Origin of the sequence: Prochlorococcus marinus str. NATL2A, assembly GCF_000012465.1 — a bacterium.
GTDB classification, from domain to species: Bacteria; Cyanobacteriota; Cyanobacteriia; order PCC-6307; family Cyanobiaceae; genus Prochlorococcus_B; species Prochlorococcus_B marinus_B.
In genome coordinates this window covers 1,374,094-1,394,771 of the sequence record NC_007335.2, presented here as the reverse complement: position 1 = coordinate 1,394,771, position 20,678 = coordinate 1,374,094, and the positions used below count along the sequence as shown (strand labels likewise).

Here is a 20,678-nt window from a genome sequence, read left to right as displayed (position 1 = left end):
GCTATCTAGTTTGAATCTTGGAAAGATTATTCAATGAAGAAAAAATGCAGATATATTTTTTAAAAAGCTTACTGGCACAAGCACTTTGGGTTGCAGGTAAGTGATTTGGTCCATACGATTAGCAAGATTGAGTTTTTTGGAAACTAATTTCATATTGGTTTCCCTCCTCTTACTCCCTGCTACATACAATCCTTCCAATGAACAAAGCAGATTTAGTCAACCTGGTTGCTGCTCGTACAGAGCTAACTAAAACAGACGTCTCTCTGGTAGTTGATGCCGCCATAGATACAATTATTGATTCTGTAGTGGAGGGTAAGAAAGTCTCCATTCTGGGGTTTGGCTCATTTGAGCCCCGCGATCGTTCTGCACGTCAGGGACTTAACCCTAAAACTGGAGAAAAGATAGCAATACCTGCTAAGCGAGTCCCTGCATTTACAGCTGGGAAATTGTTTAAAGACCGTGTTCAGGGATGAGTTTTTAAAAAGCTGTTTTGCTTACTTACCTTTTTATTTTTATAAGGGACTCTTTAAAAATGAGTCCCTTTTTTTTGTGAAAATCTCAACTTTGTATGATTAAGAAAATAAGCTTTCTTATTATTTACGTAGCTATTGTTAGTCATACTAAAGAAATTATCAACACATTTTATTGGAGATTATGTTTTGATTAGTTATACATTTGAAAAAATTAAATTCTTACTTGTTCTTTATATATATATATTCATTCCTTTAAATCCACTGATATCAATAGAATCCAAAGAATTTCTGGAAATTGATACTTTGGTGATTAGATGTTATAAAAACATCAAATCCTGCAAGGAAGCATTATTTAAAATAAATGACTATCAAAAAAGGGCTGCAATAAATAAAAAGTTTTCTTGTCAGACTAGATTACTAGGTTTAGAGGCAAATTTAATAATGGCTATGAATTCTAATTTCAAAAGAAAAGAAGCTAAAAGTATTATTGATTCGATCAAGAAATATTGCTAAATATAATCAATAAATTTATCACTTGATTATTGATTTCTGAGTTAGTTAACAAACTAATGTGAAAAACTAGAACAAAAGAGGTTTTTATCTGATTCGCTTAAGTAAGCTTAGAAGTATAAAGATAAAGAAATTCTTCTAACTAAGAAAATGGGCTCTAAAGCTTTTAATTCCAAAAAAACTAATGATAAGGCAACCAAGGCCAATAAGGTTAAGGACAATAAGTTTAAGAAATCAACTTCTAATGATCCAGATGTATTAGTTAACCTGCCAGCTGGCATGAAATATAAAGTCCCAGGTAAGCGTCAGAGAGTTATTATTGGTTCAATAGTAATTGGTTTAAATGTCTTATTAGTTATTAGTGTACTTGTTTACTTTTACAATCCTGGATTTCAAGAGTTTGTTTACAATTTTGGACGATGATAGCTGTTTTATAAACCTAATAATTCAATCATTAGGAACAATTTAGTCGGATTTATAAAAACAGGGAAATACTACTAATAAAAAATAAAAGTAAAGTTTGGCTAAGAATTCTTTTTTGAGTTTTGAGATGCAATCTCTATATTTTAATATTTTTATTAGAGAAATCTTAGTAGTAATGGCCCAAAAAAGAAGCCAGGAGGACAAGGCGAAAAAAATCCCTCAACAGCGAAAGACAACTCTTAAATGGGGAACTGATGGGGAGCTGTCAGCTCTTGATATGGTTCGTATATTGGATCGTTTAAACGATCATGATTTAACTGAATGTGAGATACCTTTAGAAACAGGAAAAGAGAAAAAATTATAAATTCTTTTTTTTGTCTACGAGAAAAGCTAATATATCATTAATGATTGATTAGCTTTTATGAAAATAAGTATTGTGTTTATTTCTTTAATAGCAATTATTCTTGGATATTTATATTTTTTTACTGGCTATAAATCCGCTTTTGAAGCTGATCAGCAATGTCATTATGAATTACGATTGCAATCTGTTGAACTAGAAGGCTTGGGTTGTGATCACGATCTAGAAACTAATCAATGGATTCTTTATCAGAAAGGAATCAATGACAAGCCTTCTCAAGTAGTTGAACGTTATCGTTATTAACTTATAAATTTATTATTTATAGTTGGGAAAATATATATGGCAATAATTGAAGAGAGAAAAGCTGTAATTATAAATGTTGCAAACTGCCCTATTGATCCAGGAAGATATGTATTTTGAAGGAAATAAAAATCAATAAGTGAACCAATTGTGCCCCAAAGAATCACCCAAGCAGATACATATGAGACACCAATTAATGTTTTTTTATTCATAGCTTGTAAAAAGTAAGTGAGTTAATGGAATAAATATAATATAAAGATTTGATTTCTAGCTAATTCCAAAAATTTTGAGCGTTGCTGGTTCGCCACCAAAAGCTAATTCAGTGAGTATGAGCATTAAAAAACCGATCATAGCGACTCTGGCATTAACGAGTTCAGCATTCTCATTAAAACCAAAAACTTGTTTTACCTCTTCCCCTTTATTATTTATCCATTTAGGGTACGAATGGAGGTCTTGACTTTGATCAATTATTTTTGGATCATTACTGGTTTGGATTGTTTTTGTATCATCTAGATCTGAATTGATACTTTGATTATTGGTTTCAGAATCATTCTCGGACATTTGAGTTTAAAGCTTTTCTATAGTCTAATTATAATCTAGTTTGATATGAGTTTTGTCTTTTTGATATGTGGCGATATCTTTTAGATTTTTTTAAATCATTATCTTTATGCATCATTTAGAAAATAATCTAAATTTTTAATAAGAATCAGTAAAAATAATAATATTCTATTTATTAGAATATTATTATTTTTAAGTTGTATGTATTAGTAGTTTATATTCCTTACACAAAAAAAGAAAAGAGTTATGTAAATGTAAAAAGATTTTATTTTGTTCCTATTAAGTTTTGTTTGACTATCAATTGATAGCTTGTTTTTGACTCATTTTTTTGCTAAAAAATTATTATATCGTTTTCTAAAATGAAAAGCCCCAGGCCTATTAGTATTATTTTAGATTCAGCTTGTTTTTTTATTCTTTGTTTTAAAGAACTAATAAAAGAACTTGTGGCTGTACATAAAATGAAGCTTCTTTGATAACCATGTTGTTAAATCTTACTTGGCTAATTCCTGGGATGCCATTAATTGCATCTTTTTTTACAGCTCTGCTCTTATTAAGTTTTAGCAAAACAATGAACAGGCTTACAAAGCCAGTTTCGTATTTTATTATTATCAGTTTAACCTTCTCTGAGATATTTAATTTTATTTTATTAAAAAAGAATATTGTGGGAAACGATCTTATTTTGAGAAGTAATTTTGAATTAGTTGTTGATAGATCAGCTTTACTATTTTCCGAGTCAATAGGTTTAATCTTTTTATTAATTATGCTTTTTTCAGTTTCTAGATTGGAAAGAAGAACTGGCTATGTTAGGTACTTTATTTCTCTAGGTCTCTTAAGTGGATTAGTTTATTTATTCTCTTTTAGTGGCAGTTTCTTTCACAACTTTTATGATCCATTAATATCATCAATAGATAAGATAGGTATTTCTTTTTAGGAAAATAATTTGATAAGCTATTACGCTTAGTGAAAAATAATTTAATTTTGAACAATTGATAATTTTATCATATCTTGTCATAATATCTATGTTGTAATAAAATAAAAATAATTTTAGGATTTAAGGATATTACTTTGAGCGTAAATTCATCTTTAGATCTTCCAAGCAATATTGCATTAGTGCATGAGTGGTTTACTCCAAGATCGACAGGAGGTGCTGAGAATGTTGTTCAGGTAATTGATGATTTGTTAACTGAAATTGCATCAAAGCCAGAACTATTTTCTTTGGTTAATGAAGAGAGGTTAGAAAAAAATAGCTGGTTATTTAATCGAAAAGTAAAAACTAGCTTTATTCAAAATTTACCATTCGGGATTTCACATGTTCAACAATATTTACCACTTTTGCCTTTTGCGATTGAGCAACTCGATTTTGAGGGGTATCCATTGATCTTAAGCAGTAATCATCTTGTCGCTAAGGGTATTTTGACATCGCCTGATCAACTTCATATTAGTTATGTCCATACACCTGTTAGATACGCTTGGGATCAAATGAATATATATTTGAAAAGATCTTTTTTAAGAAGAATTGGTTTAGGGCCGTTAATTAGATGGCAATTGCATACTTTGAGGCAATGGGATCAATTAAGTAGCTCAAGAGTAGATTACTTGCTGGCCAATTCTAATTTTACGGCAAAAAGGATTTGGAAGTATTGGAGAAGGCGTTCAGAGGTGTTACATCCACCTGTAGATGTAAATCGTTTTGAATGGAATAGGCCTAGGGAAGATTTCTATTTAAGTGTCTGTAGATTGGTTCCTAATAAAAGGGTTGATTTACTTGTTAGGGCTTTTAATAGGCTCAAATTACCTTTAATAATTGTTGGCGACGGAGTGGAAAAGGAATATTTAAAAAAACTTGCAGGTCCAACTGTTCAAATTATTGGTTTTCAAAGCAAAGAGAAGATTGAAAGTCTAATGAGCAGATGTAGAGCCTTTGTCTACGCTGGTATTGAAGATTTTGGAATAGCTCCTGTGGAGGCGATGGCCTCAGGTGCTCCTGTGATTGCTTTTGGTAAGGGAGGGGTTTTAGATACGGTTAAATGTTTTCATTCTGATTCTGACAAAGGAGCAACTGGCCTTTTGTTCCCTTCTCAGACAGTAAAGTCCCTGGTTGAAGCAATCGAATTTTTCAAGCAAAAGCAACTTTGGAGAGATTTAAAACCTGAGTTAATTAGAGATTGGAGTAATTCTTTTTCTCAAGATTCTTTTAAAGATAAATTTGCCAAAACCATAAATAGAGCTTGGAGGGAACATGTCAATTCTTGTGACATTGCTACTAGTGACCTTACTTCTTCATCATGAAAATCCTAATTAAGTAAGGTGTGATCTTATTCGAGTAGTGAGCTTACTACCTTAATAATTTGTGCAAACTAATCCTAGAAAATCTTTATTGCGATGGTCTGAGTTCCGTAAAGGCTCTCCAACAATTCCGTATGAAGTCATCTCAAAAGAGCCATCCTCTTTGCCTGCTGTAGAAATAATAAGAAATCAAAGTCGATCTGGACGCACATTAAAAAGAATAGGAGATATTATTTTTTCTTTGATTGTTTTAACCTTAGGTTCACCAATATTTATCTCAATTGCAATATTAGTAAAGTTAAGTTCTCCCGGATCAGTTTTTTATATACAAAAAAGAGTAGGTAGAAACTATAGAGAATTTGGATGTATAAAGTTTCGTACTATGTATAAAGATGCTGATGATTTACTACCAAACTTATTAGAAAAATATCCGCTTATGAGAAAGGAATTTGAAAAAGATTTTAAATTACGTCAAGATCCAAGAATAACAAAATTAGGAAGATTTCTTCGACGATCTAGTTTAGATGAATTACCCCAATTCTTTAATGTTTTGAAAGGGGAAATGAGTGTTGTTGGACCAAGACCAATAGTTAGTAATGAGATTATTAAATACAGTCTTTTTATGGAAGAGGTTATATCAGTTAGACCAGGACTAACTGGATTATGGCAGGTTAGTGGTAGAAATAATCTGAGTTACAAAAAAAGGGTTGAATTAGATTTGTTTTATGCAAGAAATAGAAATTTTCTACTTGATTTGGAAATCATTATTCTTACGTTAGGCGTTTTACTCTTTCCAATGGATAGAGGTGCTTTTTGAATTTATAAATTTATAAATTTTATAATCAAGTAAAAACCTACAAGCCAAACTAGCTCAAGCCTAAGACTAAGACCAAGTATTTTTCTGACTGAATTAATACTTGCCATAGGGTATGGTTCTGCAATTATTGGCTTTATACTTTTTTGCCCTTTGTAATAGTTTACCCCCCCCATTTTTACTTCGGCACAATAAGCAAAAATTGCTTCAGAAATTCCTGAGTTTGGCGAAGAGTCAACAATTCCATCCTTCCAAGAATTTTTTATTGTTTTGAAAATTGACTGCTTTGTTTTGCAGCAAAAAGGAAGAGTAATTAATACAATTCTTGAGGGTAGCCATACCATTAGATCATCCAGCTTCGCACCAGTAAAGCCAAGCCACTTTAATTTCCCTTCTTTATATCCAAGCATTGAATCAATGGTGCTAGATGCTTTGAAGATCCATGCCATCGCCAATGGCCCTGGCATGGATTGATTGAATTCCCAGAAAATAGTTCCTAAAAACATCCAAAATAATGGAGCAAAGATACCATCCACAGAATTTTCACTTGCTGTTTCAGCTAAGGCTCTAAGAATTTCATTTATATCAAGATTCTCGACATCTCTACCAACTATAAGACTTAATTTTTGTCTTAAATTACTCAAATTATCTATAGTGTTTTCTTTTTTTATTATATTTAAAATTTCAAGAATACTTTTATTAAGACTTCTTGAAGCAAGAGAACTGCTTATAATCAAACAAAAAAATAATGTACTTAATATAGGATTTTTTATGTCAAAAAATAAAAATAATCTTTCTATCATCCATCCACATATACCACTTAATGATACAACTAAAAGTGTAATTATTAATCCTCCTATATATAACTTCGATTTATTTTCTTTCGCAATTCTCTCTGTTAACCCTTTTAAAAAACTAATAACCAAACCCATAAATTGAACAGGGTGTGGCAAGCTTTTTGGATCACCTATTAAAAGGTCAAGAATAACAGCAACTAAGATTAAGTGAATGATATTTAGTCTGATTTAAGCCAACTAAACATCGAGCGAAGTGTTTTGCCTACTTTTTCTATTGGAAGTTCGGAGTCTTTTTTGCGAATTCTCTTCATTTCAGGTTTTCCTTCATCGCATTCTTTTACAAAGTTTTTAGCAAAAGTACCATCTTGAATATCGGCAAGAATATTTTTCATTTCTTCTTTGGTCTCTTTGGTTATTAATCTTGGACCGCTTACGTAATCTCCATATTCAGCTGTATTTGAAATCGAATCCCTCATCGCAGTTAGACCTCCTTTAACCATAAGGTCAACTATTAGCTTGACTTCGTGTAAGCATTCAAAGTAAGCCAATTCTGGTTGATAACCTGCTTCAACAAGAGTCTCAAACCCAGCTTTGACCAATTCTGAAAGGCCTCCACACAAAACTGCTTGTTCTCCAAAAAGATCTGTTTCGGTTTCTTCTTTAAAATTGGTTTCTAAAATTCCAGCGCGTGTTCCGCCAATACCTTTAGCATATGCCATCGCAAGTGCTCTTGCATTGCCTGAGGAATCTTGCTCAATAGCAAACAAAGCAGGAACCCCTTGGCCATTCTGATACTCCCATCTGACAGTGTGACCTGGCCCTTTTGGGGCAATCATTACTACATCGACAAATTCAGGTGGTTTTATTAATTCAAAGCGAATATTGAAACCATGAGCAAAACTTAGTATCTTTCCAGCTTTTAAATGAGGTGCTATCTCTTTGGAGTAAACATCTTTTTGAAATTCGTCAGGCAAAAGTATCATGATCCAATCTGCCCTTTCTGAAGCCTCCGCGACGCTTAAAACTTCCAATCCATCAGATGTGGCTTTGCTGGCTGATCGACTTCCTTCATAAAGCCCAACAACAACTTTGATGCCACTATCTTTTAAATTCAATGCATGCGCATGGCCTTGAGATCCATAGCCAATAATTGCAACGGTTTTATCCTGAAGAAGACCTAGGTCTGCATCGGAGTCGTAAAAAAGTTTTGCCATGTGAGTGGGTATTTCAGAACTGAATTAAGGCTGAGCTTACGAAATAGAGTGCTATTGAAACCACTTTCATTGATATATTTTTTTGACTATCAAGATAATTTAATTAATAAGAACGTCGAACTTTTCATCTTAACTTTCACTTGGATGTGTAATTACTCGGTCGATTAGGCCGTAATTTTTTGCTTCTTCCGCGCTCAAAAAGTAATCACGATCAGTATCTTTTTCTATCTTTTCATATGTTTGTCCCGTCATCTCTGCCATTGATTTATTGAGCATTTCTTTGATTCTAAGAATTTCACGTGCTTCAATCTCTATGTCACTTGCTTGTCTTTGCGCAGTACCGCCAAGTGGCTGGTGAATCATGATTCTGCTGTGGGGTAATGCAAGCCTTTTGCCTTTTGTTCCTGCAGAGAGTAAAAAAGCACCCATCGAGGCCGCCAACCCAACACAAATAGTTACTAGGTCGCTTTTTACATATTTCATCGTGTCATAGATAGCTAAACCCGCGGTTACAGACCCTCCAGGACTATTGATATACAAATAGATCGGCTTGCTACTATCCTCAGAATCAAGATAAAGCATTTGTGCTACGAGGCTATTTGCAATTCCGTCGTTTACTTCTTGACCAAGGAATAGAATTCTTTCCGCACCTAGTCTTGTGTAAATATCAACCCATCTTTCGAATTGACTTCCTGGAAGACGGTATGGAACGCTTGGAGTACCTATTGGCATGGCTAATTTGTTGTTTAGTAGTTGAGGGTAATGATTTAAAAATTCGTAAAAATAATTTGGTTATGTGGACAAAACTTTCTCGCTTGGCAAGTCTTTTCTACTAGTAAGAACGCGATCTATAATCCCATAATCAACTGCTTCATGAGGGTTCAAATAACTCATTCGATCAGAGTCTTTGGATAATTGATCTACTGATCTTCCAGTGTTATGACTAAGTATTTCTAGCATGGCTTTCTTATTGTGAATAACCTCATTCGCCCTGATTTGAATATCAGTTGCTTGGCCTTGAGCCCCACTTCTAGGCTGATGAAGGACTATAGATGCATGAGGTAATGCTGCACGTTGACCTTTTGTTCCTGCTGAAAGTATTACTGCTGCGGTCCCCATCGCTTGGCCTATGCAAATAGTATGCACGGGAGGCTTGACGTATCTGAGGGTGTCGCAGATTGCAAAGGCTTCAGTTTCAAATCCAATTGCATCTCCTGTGTACCAGCTTGTTCCAGTTGAGTTTATATAAAAATAAATAGGTTTCTCAGAATTATCAAATTCCAGAAAAAGAAGTTGGGCAATAATTAGTTCAGTTACATCCATTCCAAGTTGCCTTTTGGCATCATCATCGGAAAATAATGGCAAGCCTAAATAAACGATCCTTTCTTTTAGAAGAAGTGATGGCAAATCAGGGGGCGGAGTTCTCATTACGGCAGAGTCGCCATAATATGGGGAAGATGCAGTCATATGAAGTTAAGTCTTATTGAATTCGAGCCTAGCTAGATCTAGCCTTGAGATGCTTTTGTTTTTTCAAATTTGTTCGGGGGCTGATCATTTGAAGCTTTACTAAAAACCATTCGGCCCGTCGGTGTTTGTAATGCTCCAGTCACAACTACTTCTATTCTTTTACCGATCCATTGGAGACCCTCCTCAATAACTACCATTGTGCCATCTTCAAGATAAGCAATACCTTGTGAGTTTTCCTTACCTTCTCTAACTACTTTTAAATTTAACTTCTCACCAGGTTGAACTTCAGGCCTAACTGCAAGTACTAAATCACTTAGGTTAAGTACTTTTATTTCTTGGACTAGAGCTACTTGAGATAAGTTGTAATCGACAGTAATTAATATTCCTGAAATGTCTGAGGTTAATTTTAAAAGAATTTCATCAGTTCCTTCCCCTTCATATCTAGTACTGTTTATAACTAATCTTCTTCCATAACTTTCTCTTAATTGGTTAAGTAATTTTAGTCCTCTTCTTCCTTTTCCTCTTTTTTCGTTGTTACTTGAGTCAGATAGTTTTTGAAGCTCATCCATAACTGATTGAGCTACGATTATTTGCCCTTCTATAAGCCCAAATCTAAGGAGGGCCTGAATGCGACCATCAATTATTACACTTGTATCTAAAACTTTTGCACTGGCTGGAGTTAAAATCCCATCTGCCACTAACAAAGATTCAGTGCTATTTGGGTTGAATAGACGTAAAACGGTTCGTCCATGAACTTCCGCAAGGTTATATCCAAGTACTCCAAAAAAAATGTTGCTAAGTACAGCAAAAATAGGCTTTACAAAAAACAATTCAGAGGGTAAAGGTAAAAGTAGTAAAGGAACTAATAAAAGTGTTGCTATGACAAGCCCGAGAACTATGCCAACAGATCTACTAACTAGTAGATCTGTTGGCATAGTTCTTATTCTTTTAGTTAATTTATTTCTAAATTGCTGAAAAAGGAAGGCTATTAACAGGCCTATAAGAGCGCTTAATCCTGATAAAGCAATTTTTAAATTTCTTAGATTAGTTATATGATCTAAAGTCTCCTCAGGTAACCAATTCACTCCAATCCATCCGGTGATTGCACCTGATATAAGAAATAAAACCAGAATAACTAGGTCTGCCATATATTCAGGTTATGCTTGCTTTTCGTTTTTTACTAAAGCTTTATTTATTTTCAAAGATTTGGATTGTAAAAGTGACCATTTATTTGGGTTTGTATATCTGGAGCTCAAATGGTAGCCCCACCAAGAAGTGCATATTTGCATATACCCTTTTGCCATAAAAGATGTTTTTACTGCGATTTTTCGATTATCCCTTTAGGTGATAGCGCTCAATCTCCAGATAGTCCAGGGATAACTTCTATTAACTCATATTTGGATTTACTTCATAGAGAGATTTCAATCTCCCCTAAAGGTCCTGCATTATCAACAATCTATTTGGGCGGTGGAACCCCTTCTTTATTAAAAAAAAATGAGGTGGGTGATTTGTTGAAAAATCTTCAAAGAAAATTTGGATTTCAAGATGGTGCAGAGATAACTATGGAGGTTGATCCAGCAACATTTTTTGAAAACGACCTGGATGGATACATAGGGATTGGAATTAATAGATTTAGCTTGGGTGCTCAGGCATTTGATGACAGTACTTTGGCTTCAATTGGTAGAAAACATAATCGTTCACAATTAATTGAGGCTTGTGATTGGGTAAATAATTTATTTAAAAAAGGAATGCTAAGAAGCTGGAGTCTTGATTTGATTCAAAATCTTCCAGGATTAAATTTGTCTAAGTGGATTAAAGAGTTGGAACAAGCGGTTAGTACGGAGGCCCCTCATTTGTCAATTTATGATTTAACTATCGAACCAGATACGGTTTTTGGAAGACTACATAAAAAAGGGAAGTTGAATATCCCAATTGATTCTGAATCTCAAAAAATAGATTTTGAAACCACTAGATTACTGAAAAGTAGAGGTTTCGCTAGATACGAGATTTCAAGTTATTCATTGCCTGGTCATGCATCTAGACATAATCGCATGTATTGGAGTGGTTCTGGTTGGTGGGGCTTTGGGATGGGGGCAACAAGTGCTCCTTGGGGGGAAAGATTCTCTAGACCAAGAACAATTGCTGGTTATAAAAAATGGCTTGAACAGCAAGAGAGTCAGACATTAGAGAAAACTTTGTCTATTGAAAAGTCAAAATCAATGCCATTGGATGAACTTCTGATGATTGGTCTCAGGAGACGTGAGGGTATTCATCTGGAGGAACTTGCTAAAAATGCTGGATGGACACAAAAAAAATGTGATAAGAATTTAAAATCACTTGAGAAATTTTGGCTAAATTCTATAAATGAAGGATTTCTATTAAGACACAATGGTAGATATTTTTTAAGTGATCCTAAGGGGATGCAAATTAGCAATCAGATTTTGATTCAGATGTTTTTGTGGTGGGATTCACTTGATCGAGATCAGTAGAATTAATCCATTCTTTTAGGGCATTTATGCAAAGTTCTCTTCCTGCAAGTAAAGGTTTTGCAAAAGGAGGCTGCGCAATTGAAAGGCCAAGAATATCAGCGGTAACTCTTACCTGCCCATCACAATCATTTCCAGCTCCAATGCCAATTACAGGAATATCTATATGTTTCTTTAATCTGCTGGCAATTTCTCCTGGAATATGTTCTAAAACGATTGCAAAACATCCTGATTCTTGAAGCATTTTTGAATCTTTAAAAATTTTTTCTTGACTATCTTTATCCCTAGCTTGTGATTTATATCCAAGTTGATGAACTGACTGTGGAGTTAGGCCAAGATGCCCCATGACTGGAATCCCCATTCTAATAAGTCTCTTAATTACTAATAAAGTCTCAGGTTCTGCTCCTTCCAGTTTCACTGCTGAAGCAGTGGAGTTTTTTAGGAGAGTTCCAGCCGCTTCAACAGCCTTGTCCTCTCCACATTGATAACTTAAAAAAGGGAGATCACAAACTACTAAGGGTTGTTTTGAAAGAGGTTTACAAAAACCTCTACAAACAGCCTTTGTGTGGTGAAGCATTTGATCAAGTGTTACCGGAAGAGTCGTTGAATGTCCCAAGACAACCATCCCAAGTGAATCTCCCACTAGAACAACATCAGCTCCTGCAGCCTCGACTATTGAAGATGAGATAGCATCCCAAGCAGTTAATACACTTATCTGTTTGCCCAACTTTTTAAAACGAACCAATTCTGTGGTTTGCATTTAATTCTTAATAACGTGTTTACGAATTGCTAGAGTATTGGTGACTCGGCCCCATGCGGCTGTGACGCTTAAATCTGGTCAGGACCGGAAGGTAGCAGCCATACGGGATGCTCAAAGCAGGCGTGGACTCCGGGTCACCTTAATCCGAGTAAGTTGATAAGTCTCAACGATTTTGTCTTAGACGTAAAAACTCAGGAATAGAGGCCCCTGCTTCCCTCTCTTCTGGTTGTTCGTAAAGTGATTTAGGTGAAAGTCTTGCTCTATTCCTTTCATTTGAATAGATTTGATTACTGTCGAATCCAGTAGCAATAACGGTTACCTGAATCTCTCCCTCAAGTTTTTCGTCAACAACTGTACCAACGATGATATTTGCTTCTGGATCTACAACATCGGATATGACCTCAGAAGCAGATGTCATATCTTCAAGAGTCATATCTTTTCCTCCAGTTATATTTATCACACATCCTTTTGCGCCATCTATTCGAGCTGCTTCTAAAAGAGGACTATTGATTGCTGCTTGAGCTGCTTCCAAAGCTCTTGACCTTCCAGAGCCTAAACCAATGCCTAAAAGCGCAGTACCAGCTTCAGTCATAACAGAACGCACATCAGCAAAATCCACATTCACCAAACCAGGACAAGTAATTATGTCGCTTATTCCTTGAACTCCTTTCATAAGAACATCATCAGCACTTCTGAAGGCTTCTTGCAAAGGGGCTCCTGAAATTACGTCTTTTAATCTGTCGTTTGGGATAACAATTAAAGTATCAACATTCTCTGCAAGCCTTGCTATACCTTCGTCAGCTTGTCTTAAACGACGCTTACCTTCAAAACTAAATGGTTTTGTAACTATTCCTACTGTTAAAGCTCCACTTTCTTTCGCAACTTGAGCTACTACAGGGGCTGCTCCAGTCCCGGTACCTCCTCCCATACCAGCGGCAATAAATACTAGGTCTACTCCTTCTAAGGCTTGTTGAAGATCGGCTCTCGATTCTTCTGCTGCCTTTTGCCCAATACTTGGATTGCCCCCAGCCCCAAGACCTCTAGTTAAACTTTGGCCAAGCTGGACTCTATGAGTAGCGGATGATTGTATGAGAGCTTGAGCGTCTGTGTTAAGCACCCGATATGTGACTCCATCAAGGTCACTATTAATCATTCGGTTGACGGCATTACTTCCACCACCCCCAACGCCAATGACCTCAATACGTGCAGATTGACTGGGTAGGATTCCTTCGTCCATGTTGAAACTAGATTTGTTTCCCATTCCCATCACCATATTCAGGATTAGAACTCGTTTTGGGCATTATGAACATCATCCATGAATTCTGTTGGCTTATAGGTTCAAATTGATTTACAAATTAATTTCCATGATTGACCTTGAATTGACCTAGATATATTGAAGATCTTTAAATAGTCATGTTATAGCAAGGGTTTCACCCTTCATCGTTCAATATTCTTTCTACTTTTAATTCTGGTTTGGTTGGATCTTTCAGATCCACGATTTTTACTTTTGTGTTGATTAAAAGATTTGGCAACGATTTTTGTAGCTGGTTGAGTTTGTTGATTTGCTCGATTAAGCGATCAGTTCCTGATCCTAAAAGGACTAAATCGAAGTGCTCGGTTTTTAGGCTGATTTCCTGAAGAGGATTTATTTTGATTTTTTCAAGAGGGCTTTGAAAAATAAATCTATTTTTTATGATTAGAAAAACTTCTTTTTTTTTATTTGGATTCCAATTTTCAATAGATAACTTTATTTTATTTTGCTTTGATTTATTTACAAATTGAAGTGGTATCCAAGATCCTTCAATATCAATCATTCCTTTTTCACTATCTTTTGAAAAACCTCGACTTGCAAATGCGATGGGCTCTCTTTCTAAAACATTTATGTGAATTTCGGGAGGGAAAAACTTTCGGCTTACTGAAACTCCTTTGATAGGAAACTTTTTTATTAAATAAGATTCAACTTCTTTTGGGTTTAATTCCAACAGATTTTTAGGATAAAAAATCGTGGTGGTTTTTTTGATATCGTTTTTTGTTATTCCAGATAAACCTGTGATTTTAGTTTGATCAAAACTTATTGGTTTCCAAGCTTGGTTTAAAAATGTAAGAATTAGAAAAGTTGAAGTGCTAGTAAAAAAAAGTAATTGCCAAAGTTCAGTTAAAAATTTTTTATTTTGAGTGATAAACGAGACTTTTTCAGTTGATATTCGATTGTTTTCATGTGATGTTATTTTTTTTCTTTTATGTGATTTCAAAGGTCGCATCTTGCTCTGGACATAAGTTTTTCCATCCATTGACGAGCACGCTCAGCATCTGAAAAAGGCACATCTATTTCTCTCCCTGAACCAACAAGTCTTAATCGGCAACGTCCTTCAGATTCTTTTGTTAAAGGTGCTTCGCCTGAGCTGAGAGCCATCAGCTCAACCATTTCTAATTTCTTAACTTCGAAAGTTGCTTCCTCCTTAAAGCTGCCAGCCTCAAAGCTGCTCCAGCATAAAATGCCAGCTTTTAATCGAGCAGCTCCTGTCCCATCAAGCTTGGCTAGCTCAGAACCTTTAGCCCAAACCAAGTAGAGATTCTGTCGCCTTCTCTCTATCCATCCAAGGGATGCTATGAGGATAAAAGCCATTAGTAATGGCAACCAAAGGAGACCGTGAATCATTTTTTGAGAAAGATATCTAAAAATGTCATGGTTAATTCATTCTTTAGCTATTTCTATGAGATTAGCAACAAGTTTTTCTAGTTTTAATCCAGAAGCTTCCCACAATGTCGGGTACATGCTTGTTTTAGTGAATCCTGGCAAGGTGTTTACTTCATTTATATAAATCTGTTGCGTGCTCTCTTGATAAAAAAAATCGACTCTTGCTAAACCATAAGCATTAATAGCTTTACAGGCCTCGATAGCTAGTTTTTGTATCTTATTGGATATCTCTATATTCAAATCAGCTGGGATAATTGTACTGCTTAGATTCGCATTATATTTAGACTCATATGTATACCAATCAGTTTGAAATTTAACTTCCCCAACAACAGATGACTTCATGATTGATTTTCCTAAAATACCGCATTCAAGTTCTCTTCCTTCTATACTTTTTTCCACTATAATTCTCTCATCATATTTTGCAGCAAATTCTATTCCAGCAATAAATTCTTCTTTTGAGTATGCTTTTGTTATGCCGACAGAAGAACCTAGATTTGCAGGTTTAATAAAACAAGGATAACTAATTATTTTATTTATTTGTTCATAAATAGATTTCATATATAAATTATTTTGGATATCAGGTTTGTTTAAGCTTATATAAGGAACTTGAGGTAAATTATATGATTTAAATACTGATTTCATTGCTATTTTATCCATACCTAATGCGGACCCGAGAACACCCGAGCCTACAAATGGTTTTCCAGTTGATTTAAACAGTCCTTGGATTACACCATCCTCTCCATTTGGTCCATGAAGGCAAGGGAACCAGACATCAATATCTTCCATGTTTGATAAATTAGTAAGATTAATTCTTCTTTCTTCAAAGATTAAATGATCTTTTTTATCAAATAAAATGGATTCTGAAAATATATAGTCATGCCAATAACCGTACTTATCAATATAAATTGGTCTTGCTATATAACGTTCCTTATTACTTAAATATCTTAAAGCATTGTAAATAGTTTTCGCGGATTTTATAGAGACTTCATGCTCACTAGATTTACCTCCAAAAACAACTCCTATAACTTGTTTATTTGAAAACATACTTAATGAATTTATTTTTTTAATTATGTATCAATTTTGATATGTAAGATCTTTTCAAAGTAATTTGGCTGTTAATGAAAAAGGACGAACATCAGTAATCTTTACCTTGATAAGTTCACCGAGTTTGTTTTCTACTCCATTTTTTAATGATCTTGGGAAAAAAGTGAGACGGTTTGTACGTGTTCGACCCATTAATTGAAAACTATCTTTTGGATTAATATTCTCAATAAGTATTTCTTGAGATGTATTTTTATATCTTTGATTTCTTTCTTTAGCTATATTTTCAACCAAACTATTTATTTCTCTAAGTCTCTTTACTTTTATATCTTCGTTTAATTGTCTAGGCCATGTTGCTGCTGGAGTATTTGGTCTAGGAGAGTATGCGGCTGTATTGACGTGATCAAATTTTATTTCATCGATTAATGATAAAGTTTGTTCATAATCCGTTTCACTTTCGCCTGGAAAAGCTACGATTGCATCCCCACTAATTGCTGCTTTAGGTATTTTTGCCTTGATGTAATTAATAATATTTTTATAGCTTTCAATTGTATAGCCTCGCCCCATATTTTTCAGAATCTTATTACTTCCACTTTGAAATGGGATGTGAAAGTGTTCGCAGACTTTTGGCAGTTCTGAGCAAGTATCTATTAATTCCTTAGTAAAGTAGCGAGGATGACTCGTTGCAAATCTAATACGTTCAATCCCTTCAATATCATGAATATACTTTAATAAATAAGATAGTGTTACTTGTGCAGAATCTTCTTTATTTTGACTTTGAAAGTCTCTGCCATAAGCATCTATATTCTGTCCCAGAAGAGTTATTTCTTTATAACCACTTTTTGCTAAATCCTCAACTTCTGATTTAATAGCTTCTGGTGTTCTTGATTGCTCTTTTCCTCTCACAGAAGGAACCACACAATAAGTACAACGCTCATTACATCCGTAAATAATATTTACCCATCCGCAAATGGAGCTATCTCTTCTTGGAGTTGTTATGTCCTCAAGTATAAATTGTTCTTCAGTAGCAAGAACTTGTTGACCACTATCAACTTGATTGAGCAAACTTTCTAGACGATTGCAATGTTGAGGTCCCATTAGAAGATCTATTTCTGGGACTCGCCTTAAAAGAGATTCTCCTTCTTGTTGTGCCAAGCAACCTGCAACGACAATTTTTAGATTTGGTAATGATCTTTTTCTTATTGCCTGTCTTCCGAGGTAGCTATAAACTTTTTGCTCTGCACTATCGCGAATAGTACATGTGTTGTAAAGAACTAAATCTGCCTTAAGTTCTTCTTCTGCAGGGTAATAACCCATATATTCAAGTATTCCTGACATCCTTTCTGAGTCAGCTTTGTTCATTTGACATCCAAAAGTTGTAATCCAATAGCTACCTCTTGATGCCTTAATTGAAGGTTGATTTGTTTTTTGGAGCTGAACTGTTGTCATCGCGAAGATATATATTTTTTCTTTGAAATAAAATTATTCTAGGAAATTTTTTTAAAGGGATTTAAATAAAAACAAAGAATTTGAGGGCGGATGAGGGGATTCGAACCCCCGGATGGCGGCACCACAAGCCGCTGCCTTAACCACTTGGCGACACCCGCCTCGAAATGAGAATTTATCAAACTTTTGCCATTTTGAAAGATCAAAATGATTTAGCTAAATATATTCCTAAAGTATTCTAACTTGGAAGTTTCTAGAATTATCACTTTTTGTATGTTGATCACAACGCATTTTAAAGATATTAAAGTTACTGTGGATTTGTGAGGCCTTGAAAACAGGCTTTTGACTTGGTGATTGTATTATTAAGTGACTTTAGAAAAAGAAGAATTCAATTTATCTACTAAAGCATCAGGTCGTATTGATGTGTTGGTACCGAGATGCTTGATTGGAGAGGGTGCAAATATTCTGGGACTAACAGTTGACTTTGAAGGGTTATGTTCGCTTCAAGTTGAGTGGAGGCATGGGAAAATCTGCTCAATTAAAGGTTTAAAAGATGCTTCAAAAGTTCCTAATGAAATCCTTCTACCTAGATTTTCCGAACCTCATGCTCATTTAGATAAAGCATTTTCATGGTCTCGAGCTCCTAATTATAAAGGGAGTTATCAAGAAGCTTTAGTAGCTAATTTAAATGACTATAAAAGTAGGTCTCAAGGCCAATTGCTTTTTAGTGTTGAAAAATCTTTGAACCTAGCCCTTGTTAATGGTATCCGTGCAATTAGATCCCATATAGATAGCTTTGGAGAAAATGTAATGAGAGATTGGGACCTATTAGAAGATATTAGAAAAAAATGGCGAGACAAAATTTTCTTACAATTTGTGGCTTTAGTCCCATTAGAATTTTGGCAAACGTATGAAGGTGAGCTTTTAGCGCAAAGAGTTGCTTTGAATGGAGATCTCCTAGGAGGAGTCATAGCTCCTCCTTTTAATAAAAAGAAGACAATTAAGTCTTTATTACACTTAGTTCAACTTGCAAATAGACTTAATTGTGATATTGATCTTCATATTGATGAGTCTCAGTCTTGTCCTGCTGCAGGGGTGAAATTACTTCTTGAAGTATTAGGCCATATTAAAAATGAGATATCAATAACTTGTAGTCATTTGAGCAGTATGGCTTTACTAAGAGAAAAATCGATTTCAAATTTGGCAAAGGCAATGGCTGAAAAGAAATTAAATGTTGTTGCTTTACCACTCACGAATTCTTGGCTGCTCGGTAGAAATGAACGATCTACTTCAATTAAAAGACCTCTAGCTCCAATATTTCAACTTCAAAAGGCTGGGGTTGTTGTATCTGTAGGAGGAGACAATGTAAATGATGCATGGTTTCCATTCACTAATTTTGATCCAATAAATTTAATGGCTTTTTCAATGCCAATTGCTCATTTAACTCCTTGGGAGAGATTGGGCCTTTCTCCATTTACTTCTTCCGCAGCAAGTATTCTTAATCTTCAATGGGATGGCGTTTTACAAAAAGGAAGTCCTGCCGATTTTGTTTTGTTAGATTCAAATAGTTGGGTAAAAGCTTTGTCTGAAAGACCTAAAAGAAGAGTAGTAGTTAATGGCGAATTTTTAAATGAATTGCCTAAAAACAAAAAATTAACATTCAACAATTCTCACCCATGACTAATACAGAGAAAGTAGAGTTGCTTTTAAGTGAACTAAAATCAGTACCTGATCTAGAGATCTATCAAAAAACTAGTGATTTAAAAAGGTTCTCTAAAGACTTCTTTGATTATTCGCCAATATTAATTGATGAACTAAAAGATTGTTTGGCTGACATAGTCGTTCGACCGCTTTCGGTTGATGCGATTATTGTTGTGGCTCAAATGTGTAATAAGTATTCAACTCCTTTGACCCTTAGAGGCTCCGGAACAGGCAATTATGGTCAGTGTGTTCCACTTAACGGTGGACTCGTCATGGTTATGTCTGGTCTTCGAAAAATTAGAAATTTCGATTCAAAATCAGGTGAAATCACAGTTGAATCTGGTTGTTTACTTAGAGATATTAATGATGAGTTGATCAAGCATGGTCGTCAGTTACGGTTGCTTCCGAGTACATGGAGAAGCGCTTCTATTGGGGGCTTTATTGCTGGCGGTTCAGGCGGAATAGGATCTGTTCGTTGGGGCTTCCTTAGAGATCCTGGGCATTTGCAGGCCTTAGAAGTAATAACGACTGAGGATTCGCCAAGAAAACTTGAATTGAATGCAAACAATTCCGAAGCTTTAAATCATGCTTATGGAACTAACGGAATTATTACTGCATTGACATTAACAACTGCTCCATATGTTGAATGGCAACAAATAGTAGTCGATTGTTTTGATTTGGATCAGGCGGTTGACTTGTTAAGCAAATTCAGTTGTGCAGCGCTGGAGCTTTATTTGGGGACTTTGTTAGAGAAAGAAATTGTCACTTGCCTTCCCTCTGGGTTTGGCAAACCTTCAAGTAAGCATAGGATTTTACTTTTGGTTTCACCTGATGGTGTTAGTACCATTGAGCGACTTGCGAAATCGGCTGGCGCTGACTTTGATGACTTAGGTCCTGAAAATCTTAAGGCAGGGACAGGTCTTCGAGAGCTTTCTTGGAACCACACGACTTTACATATGCGTGGCATTGATCCTAATTGGACATATTTGCAAATGCTTCTTCCTCAGCCTGAGTTAGAAATGATGAAAAAATTGAAATCCGAGTGGGGATCAAATCTTTTATGGCATTTGGAATGTGTGCGTCAAAATGGAGTTCAAAGATTAGCGTCACTTCCTCTTGTTAAGTGGCAAGGTGAAGAAGCGATGAATCAATTAATCAGTCAATGCAGAGACCTTGGTGCAGTGATTTTTAATCCGCATACAATCACTGTTGAAGATGGAGGTCTAGGTGTGATTGATTCTGATCAAGTGCAAGCTAAGAGTAACTTTGATCCAAAAGGGATTCTCAATCCAGGTAAACTCAAAGGGTGGAATCTAAAAGTCAATTGATTTAATTGCTATATTTTT

24 protein-coding genes, 1 tRNA gene and 1 other RNA gene are annotated in these 20,678 nt (G+C 35.1%); 11 read left to right on the top strand and 15 right to left on the bottom strand.

All coding sequences use genetic code 11. The features are described from left to right. Positions 1–197 precede the first annotated feature (197 nt). The 5 genes from PMN2A_RS07660 to PMN2A_RS07640 all read left to right on the top strand — a co-directional run bounded on the left by PMN2A_RS07660 (position 198) and on the right by PMN2A_RS07640 (position 2,067). A complete protein-coding gene (locus PMN2A_RS07660; RefSeq protein ID WP_011295240.1) occupies positions 198–473 on the top strand; it encodes an HU family DNA-binding protein in 276 nt (91 codons plus the stop codon). A gap of 135 nt (positions 474–608) precedes the next feature. Next, on the top strand, positions 609–986 hold the full coding sequence (locus PMN2A_RS07655) for a hypothetical protein (RefSeq protein WP_011295239.1): 378 nt from the start codon (positions 609–611) through the stop codon (positions 984–986). 147 nt (positions 987–1,133) lie between these two features. After that, the gene (locus tag PMN2A_RS07650; RefSeq protein WP_011295238.1) at positions 1,134–1,406 is read left to right on the top strand and encodes a hypothetical protein; all 273 of its coding nucleotides are present in this window, start codon (positions 1,134–1,136) and stop codon (positions 1,404–1,406) included. A gap of 175 nt (positions 1,407–1,581) precedes the next feature. Beyond that, positions 1,582–1,770, top strand: coding sequence for a hypothetical protein (locus PMN2A_RS07645; RefSeq protein ID WP_041711263.1), 189 nt, complete (start codon positions 1,582–1,584; stop codon positions 1,768–1,770). Positions 1,771–1,827: 57 nt separating this feature from the next. Then, a complete protein-coding gene (locus tag PMN2A_RS07640) occupies positions 1,828–2,067 on the top strand; it encodes a hypothetical protein (RefSeq protein ID WP_011295236.1) in 240 nt (79 codons plus the stop codon). On the opposite strand, the gene PMN2A_RS07635 is transcribed toward PMN2A_RS07640, so the two are convergent. The 3 genes from PMN2A_RS07635 to PMN2A_RS10850 form a co-directional block, all read right to left on the bottom strand. Next, on the bottom strand, positions 2,064–2,276 hold the full coding sequence (locus PMN2A_RS07635; RefSeq protein ID WP_011295235.1) for a hypothetical protein: 213 nt from the start codon (positions 2,274–2,276) through the stop codon (positions 2,064–2,066). The genes PMN2A_RS07640 and PMN2A_RS07635 overlap by 4 nt on opposite strands. A 55-nt stretch (positions 2,277–2,331) precedes the next feature. After that, positions 2,332–2,625 carry a high light inducible protein gene (locus tag PMN2A_RS07630; protein WP_011295234.1) on the bottom strand — a complete coding sequence of 98 codons (294 nt, stop codon included), beginning with the start codon at positions 2,623–2,625 and terminating at the stop codon, positions 2,332–2,334. Positions 2,626–3,042: 417 nt separating this feature from the next. Next, positions 3,043–3,186 (bottom strand): hypothetical protein, encoded by a 144-nt coding sequence (locus PMN2A_RS10850; RefSeq protein ID WP_187146444.1) that lies wholly within the window; start codon positions 3,184–3,186, stop codon positions 3,043–3,045. A gap of 501 nt (positions 3,187–3,687) precedes the next feature. Between PMN2A_RS10850 and PMN2A_RS07620 the strand changes: the two genes are divergently transcribed. Continuing rightward, positions 3,688–4,911: a glycosyltransferase gene (locus PMN2A_RS07620; RefSeq protein ID WP_011295232.1), complete on the top strand. Its 1,224-nt coding sequence runs from the start codon at positions 3,688–3,690 to the stop codon at positions 4,909–4,911. Positions 4,912–4,972: 61 nt separating this feature from the next. Next, positions 4,973–5,725 (top strand): sugar transferase, encoded by a 753-nt coding sequence (locus PMN2A_RS07615; protein ID WP_011295231.1) that lies wholly within the window; start codon positions 4,973–4,975, stop codon positions 5,723–5,725. Positions 5,726–5,727: 2 nt separating this feature from the next. Here PMN2A_RS07615 and cbiB read toward each other — a convergent pair whose 3' ends face one another. The 5 genes from cbiB to PMN2A_RS07590 all read right to left on the bottom strand — a co-directional run bounded on the left by cbiB (position 5,728) and on the right by PMN2A_RS07590 (position 10,348). Next, a complete protein-coding gene (gene cbiB / locus PMN2A_RS07610; RefSeq protein ID WP_071813635.1) occupies positions 5,728–6,723 on the bottom strand; it encodes an adenosylcobinamide-phosphate synthase CbiB in 996 nt (331 codons plus the stop codon). A gap of 14 nt (positions 6,724–6,737) precedes the next feature. Continuing rightward, positions 6,738–7,733, bottom strand: coding sequence for a ketol-acid reductoisomerase (ilvC, locus tag PMN2A_RS07605; protein WP_011295229.1), 996 nt, complete (start codon positions 7,731–7,733; stop codon positions 6,738–6,740). A gap of 129 nt (positions 7,734–7,862) precedes the next feature. Then, positions 7,863–8,465, bottom strand: coding sequence for an ATP-dependent Clp protease proteolytic subunit (locus PMN2A_RS07600; protein WP_011295228.1), 603 nt, complete (start codon positions 8,463–8,465; stop codon positions 7,863–7,865). Between the two features lie 60 nt (positions 8,466–8,525). Continuing rightward, entirely contained in the window at positions 8,526–9,200 is a 675-nt protein-coding gene (locus PMN2A_RS07595; RefSeq protein ID WP_011295227.1) for an ATP-dependent Clp protease proteolytic subunit, read from the bottom strand. 38 nt (positions 9,201–9,238) lie between these two features. After that, positions 9,239–10,348, bottom strand: coding sequence for a PIN/TRAM domain-containing protein (locus PMN2A_RS07590; RefSeq protein WP_011295226.1), 1,110 nt, complete (start codon positions 10,346–10,348; stop codon positions 9,239–9,241). A 108-nt stretch (positions 10,349–10,456) separates the two neighbouring features. On the opposite strand from PMN2A_RS07590, the gene hemW reads away from it, so the two are divergent. After that, a complete protein-coding gene (gene hemW / locus PMN2A_RS07585; protein WP_011295225.1) occupies positions 10,457–11,689 on the top strand; it encodes a radical SAM family heme chaperone HemW in 1,233 nt (410 codons plus the stop codon). Here hemW and panB read toward each other — a convergent pair. Beyond that, positions 11,628–12,446: a 3-methyl-2-oxobutanoate hydroxymethyltransferase gene (gene panB, locus PMN2A_RS07580; protein WP_011295224.1), complete on the bottom strand. Its 819-nt coding sequence runs from the start codon at positions 12,444–12,446 to the stop codon at positions 11,628–11,630. The two genes, hemW and panB, sit on opposite strands and share 62 nt — an antisense overlap. Positions 12,447–12,488: 42 nt before the next feature. On the opposite strand from panB, the gene ffs reads away from it, so the two are divergent. Further along, an RNA gene (gene ffs, locus PMN2A_RS10165) (signal recognition particle sRNA small type) lies at positions 12,489–12,585 on the top strand. Between the two features lie 24 nt (positions 12,586–12,609). On the opposite strand, the gene ftsZ is transcribed toward ffs, so the two are convergent. The 6 genes from ftsZ to PMN2A_RS07550 form a co-directional block, all read right to left on the bottom strand. Then, on the bottom strand, positions 12,610–13,707 hold the full coding sequence (ftsZ, locus tag PMN2A_RS07575; RefSeq protein ID WP_011294963.1) for a cell division protein FtsZ: 1,098 nt from the start codon (positions 13,705–13,707) through the stop codon (positions 12,610–12,612). A 169-nt stretch (positions 13,708–13,876) separates the two neighbouring features. Beyond that, entirely contained in the window at positions 13,877–14,707 is an 831-nt protein-coding gene (locus PMN2A_RS07570) for a cell division protein FtsQ/DivIB (protein ID WP_225866304.1), read from the bottom strand. Then, positions 14,695–15,105 (bottom strand): hypothetical protein, encoded by a 411-nt coding sequence (locus PMN2A_RS07565; RefSeq protein WP_011294961.1) that lies wholly within the window; start codon positions 15,103–15,105, stop codon positions 14,695–14,697. Before PMN2A_RS07565 ends, PMN2A_RS07570 begins: the two co-directional genes overlap by 13 nt. A 36-nt stretch (positions 15,106–15,141) precedes the next feature. Beyond that, on the bottom strand, positions 15,142–16,188 hold the full coding sequence (locus tag PMN2A_RS07560) for a D-alanine--D-alanine ligase family protein (protein ID WP_011294960.1): 1,047 nt from the start codon (positions 16,186–16,188) through the stop codon (positions 15,142–15,144). Between the two features lie 54 nt (positions 16,189–16,242). After that, complete coding sequence (miaB, locus tag PMN2A_RS07555) at positions 16,243–17,634, bottom strand: tRNA (N6-isopentenyl adenosine(37)-C2)-methylthiotransferase MiaB (protein WP_011294959.1); 1,392 nt, start codon at positions 17,632–17,634, stop codon at positions 16,243–16,245. Between the two features lie 85 nt (positions 17,635–17,719). Beyond that, a tRNA-His gene (locus PMN2A_RS07550) sits at positions 17,720–17,792 on the bottom strand. A gap of 205 nt (positions 17,793–17,997) precedes the next feature. Here PMN2A_RS07550 and PMN2A_RS07545 point away from each other — a divergent pair. Continuing rightward, positions 17,998–19,311: an amidohydrolase family protein gene (locus PMN2A_RS07545; protein WP_011294958.1), complete on the top strand. Its 1,314-nt coding sequence runs from the start codon at positions 17,998–18,000 to the stop codon at positions 19,309–19,311. Beyond that, positions 19,308–20,660, top strand: a complete 1,353-nt coding sequence (locus PMN2A_RS07540; protein WP_011294957.1) for an FAD-binding oxidoreductase — start codon at positions 19,308–19,310, stop codon at positions 20,658–20,660. The genes PMN2A_RS07545 and PMN2A_RS07540 overlap by 4 nt, the downstream gene beginning before the upstream one ends. Positions 20,661–20,678 lie beyond the last annotated feature (18 nt).

Bases quoted from the DNA above. Each gene is read 5' to 3' on its own strand.
- PMN2A_RS07660 (WP_011295240.1), top strand. From the start codon at position 198: ATGAACAAAGCAGATTTAGTCAACCTGGTTGCTGCTCGTACAGAGCTA.
- PMN2A_RS07650 (WP_011295238.1), top strand. From the start codon at position 1,134: ATGGGCTCTAAAGCTTTTAATTCCAAAAAAACTAATGATAAGGCAACC.
- PMN2A_RS07645 (WP_041711263.1), top strand. From the start codon at position 1,582: ATGGCCCAAAAAAGAAGCCAGGAGGACAAGGCGAAAAAAATCCCTCAA.
- PMN2A_RS07640 (WP_011295236.1), top strand. From the start codon at position 1,828: ATGAAAATAAGTATTGTGTTTATTTCTTTAATAGCAATTATTCTTGGA.
- PMN2A_RS07635 (WP_011295235.1), bottom strand. From the start codon at position 2,276: ATGAATAAAAAAACATTAATTGGTGTCTCATATGTATCTGCTTGGGTG.
- PMN2A_RS07630 (WP_011295234.1), bottom strand. From the start codon at position 2,625: ATGTCCGAGAATGATTCTGAAACCAATAATCAAAGTATCAATTCAGAT.
- ilvC (WP_011295229.1), bottom strand. From the start codon at position 7,733: ATGGCAAAACTTTTTTACGACTCCGATGCAGACCTAGGTCTTCTTCAG.
- PMN2A_RS07600 (WP_011295228.1), bottom strand. From the start codon at position 8,465: ATGCCAATAGGTACTCCAAGCGTTCCATACCGTCTTCCAGGAAGTCAA.
- PMN2A_RS07595 (WP_011295227.1), bottom strand. From the start codon at position 9,200: ATGACTGCATCTTCCCCATATTATGGCGACTCTGCCGTAATGAGAACT.
- PMN2A_RS07590 (WP_011295226.1), bottom strand. From the start codon at position 10,348: ATGGCAGACCTAGTTATTCTGGTTTTATTTCTTATATCAGGTGCAATC.
- hemW (WP_011295225.1), top strand. From the start codon at position 10,457: ATGGTAGCCCCACCAAGAAGTGCATATTTGCATATACCCTTTTGCCAT.
- panB (WP_011295224.1), bottom strand. From the start codon at position 12,446: ATGCAAACCACAGAATTGGTTCGTTTTAAAAAGTTGGGCAAACAGATA.
- ftsZ (WP_011294963.1), bottom strand. From the start codon at position 13,707: ATGGGAAACAAATCTAGTTTCAACATGGACGAAGGAATCCTACCCAGT.
- PMN2A_RS07570 (WP_225866304.1), bottom strand. From the start codon at position 14,707: ATGCGACCTTTGAAATCACATAAAAGAAAAAAAATAACATCACATGAA.
- PMN2A_RS07565 (WP_011294961.1), bottom strand. From the start codon at position 15,105: ATGATTCACGGTCTCCTTTGGTTGCCATTACTAATGGCTTTTATCCTC.
- PMN2A_RS07560 (WP_011294960.1), bottom strand. From the start codon at position 16,188: ATGTTTTCAAATAAACAAGTTATAGGAGTTGTTTTTGGAGGTAAATCT.
- miaB (WP_011294959.1), bottom strand. From the start codon at position 17,634: ATGACAACAGTTCAGCTCCAAAAAACAAATCAACCTTCAATTAAGGCA.
- PMN2A_RS07540 (WP_011294957.1), top strand. From the start codon at position 19,308: ATGACTAATACAGAGAAAGTAGAGTTGCTTTTAAGTGAACTAAAATCA.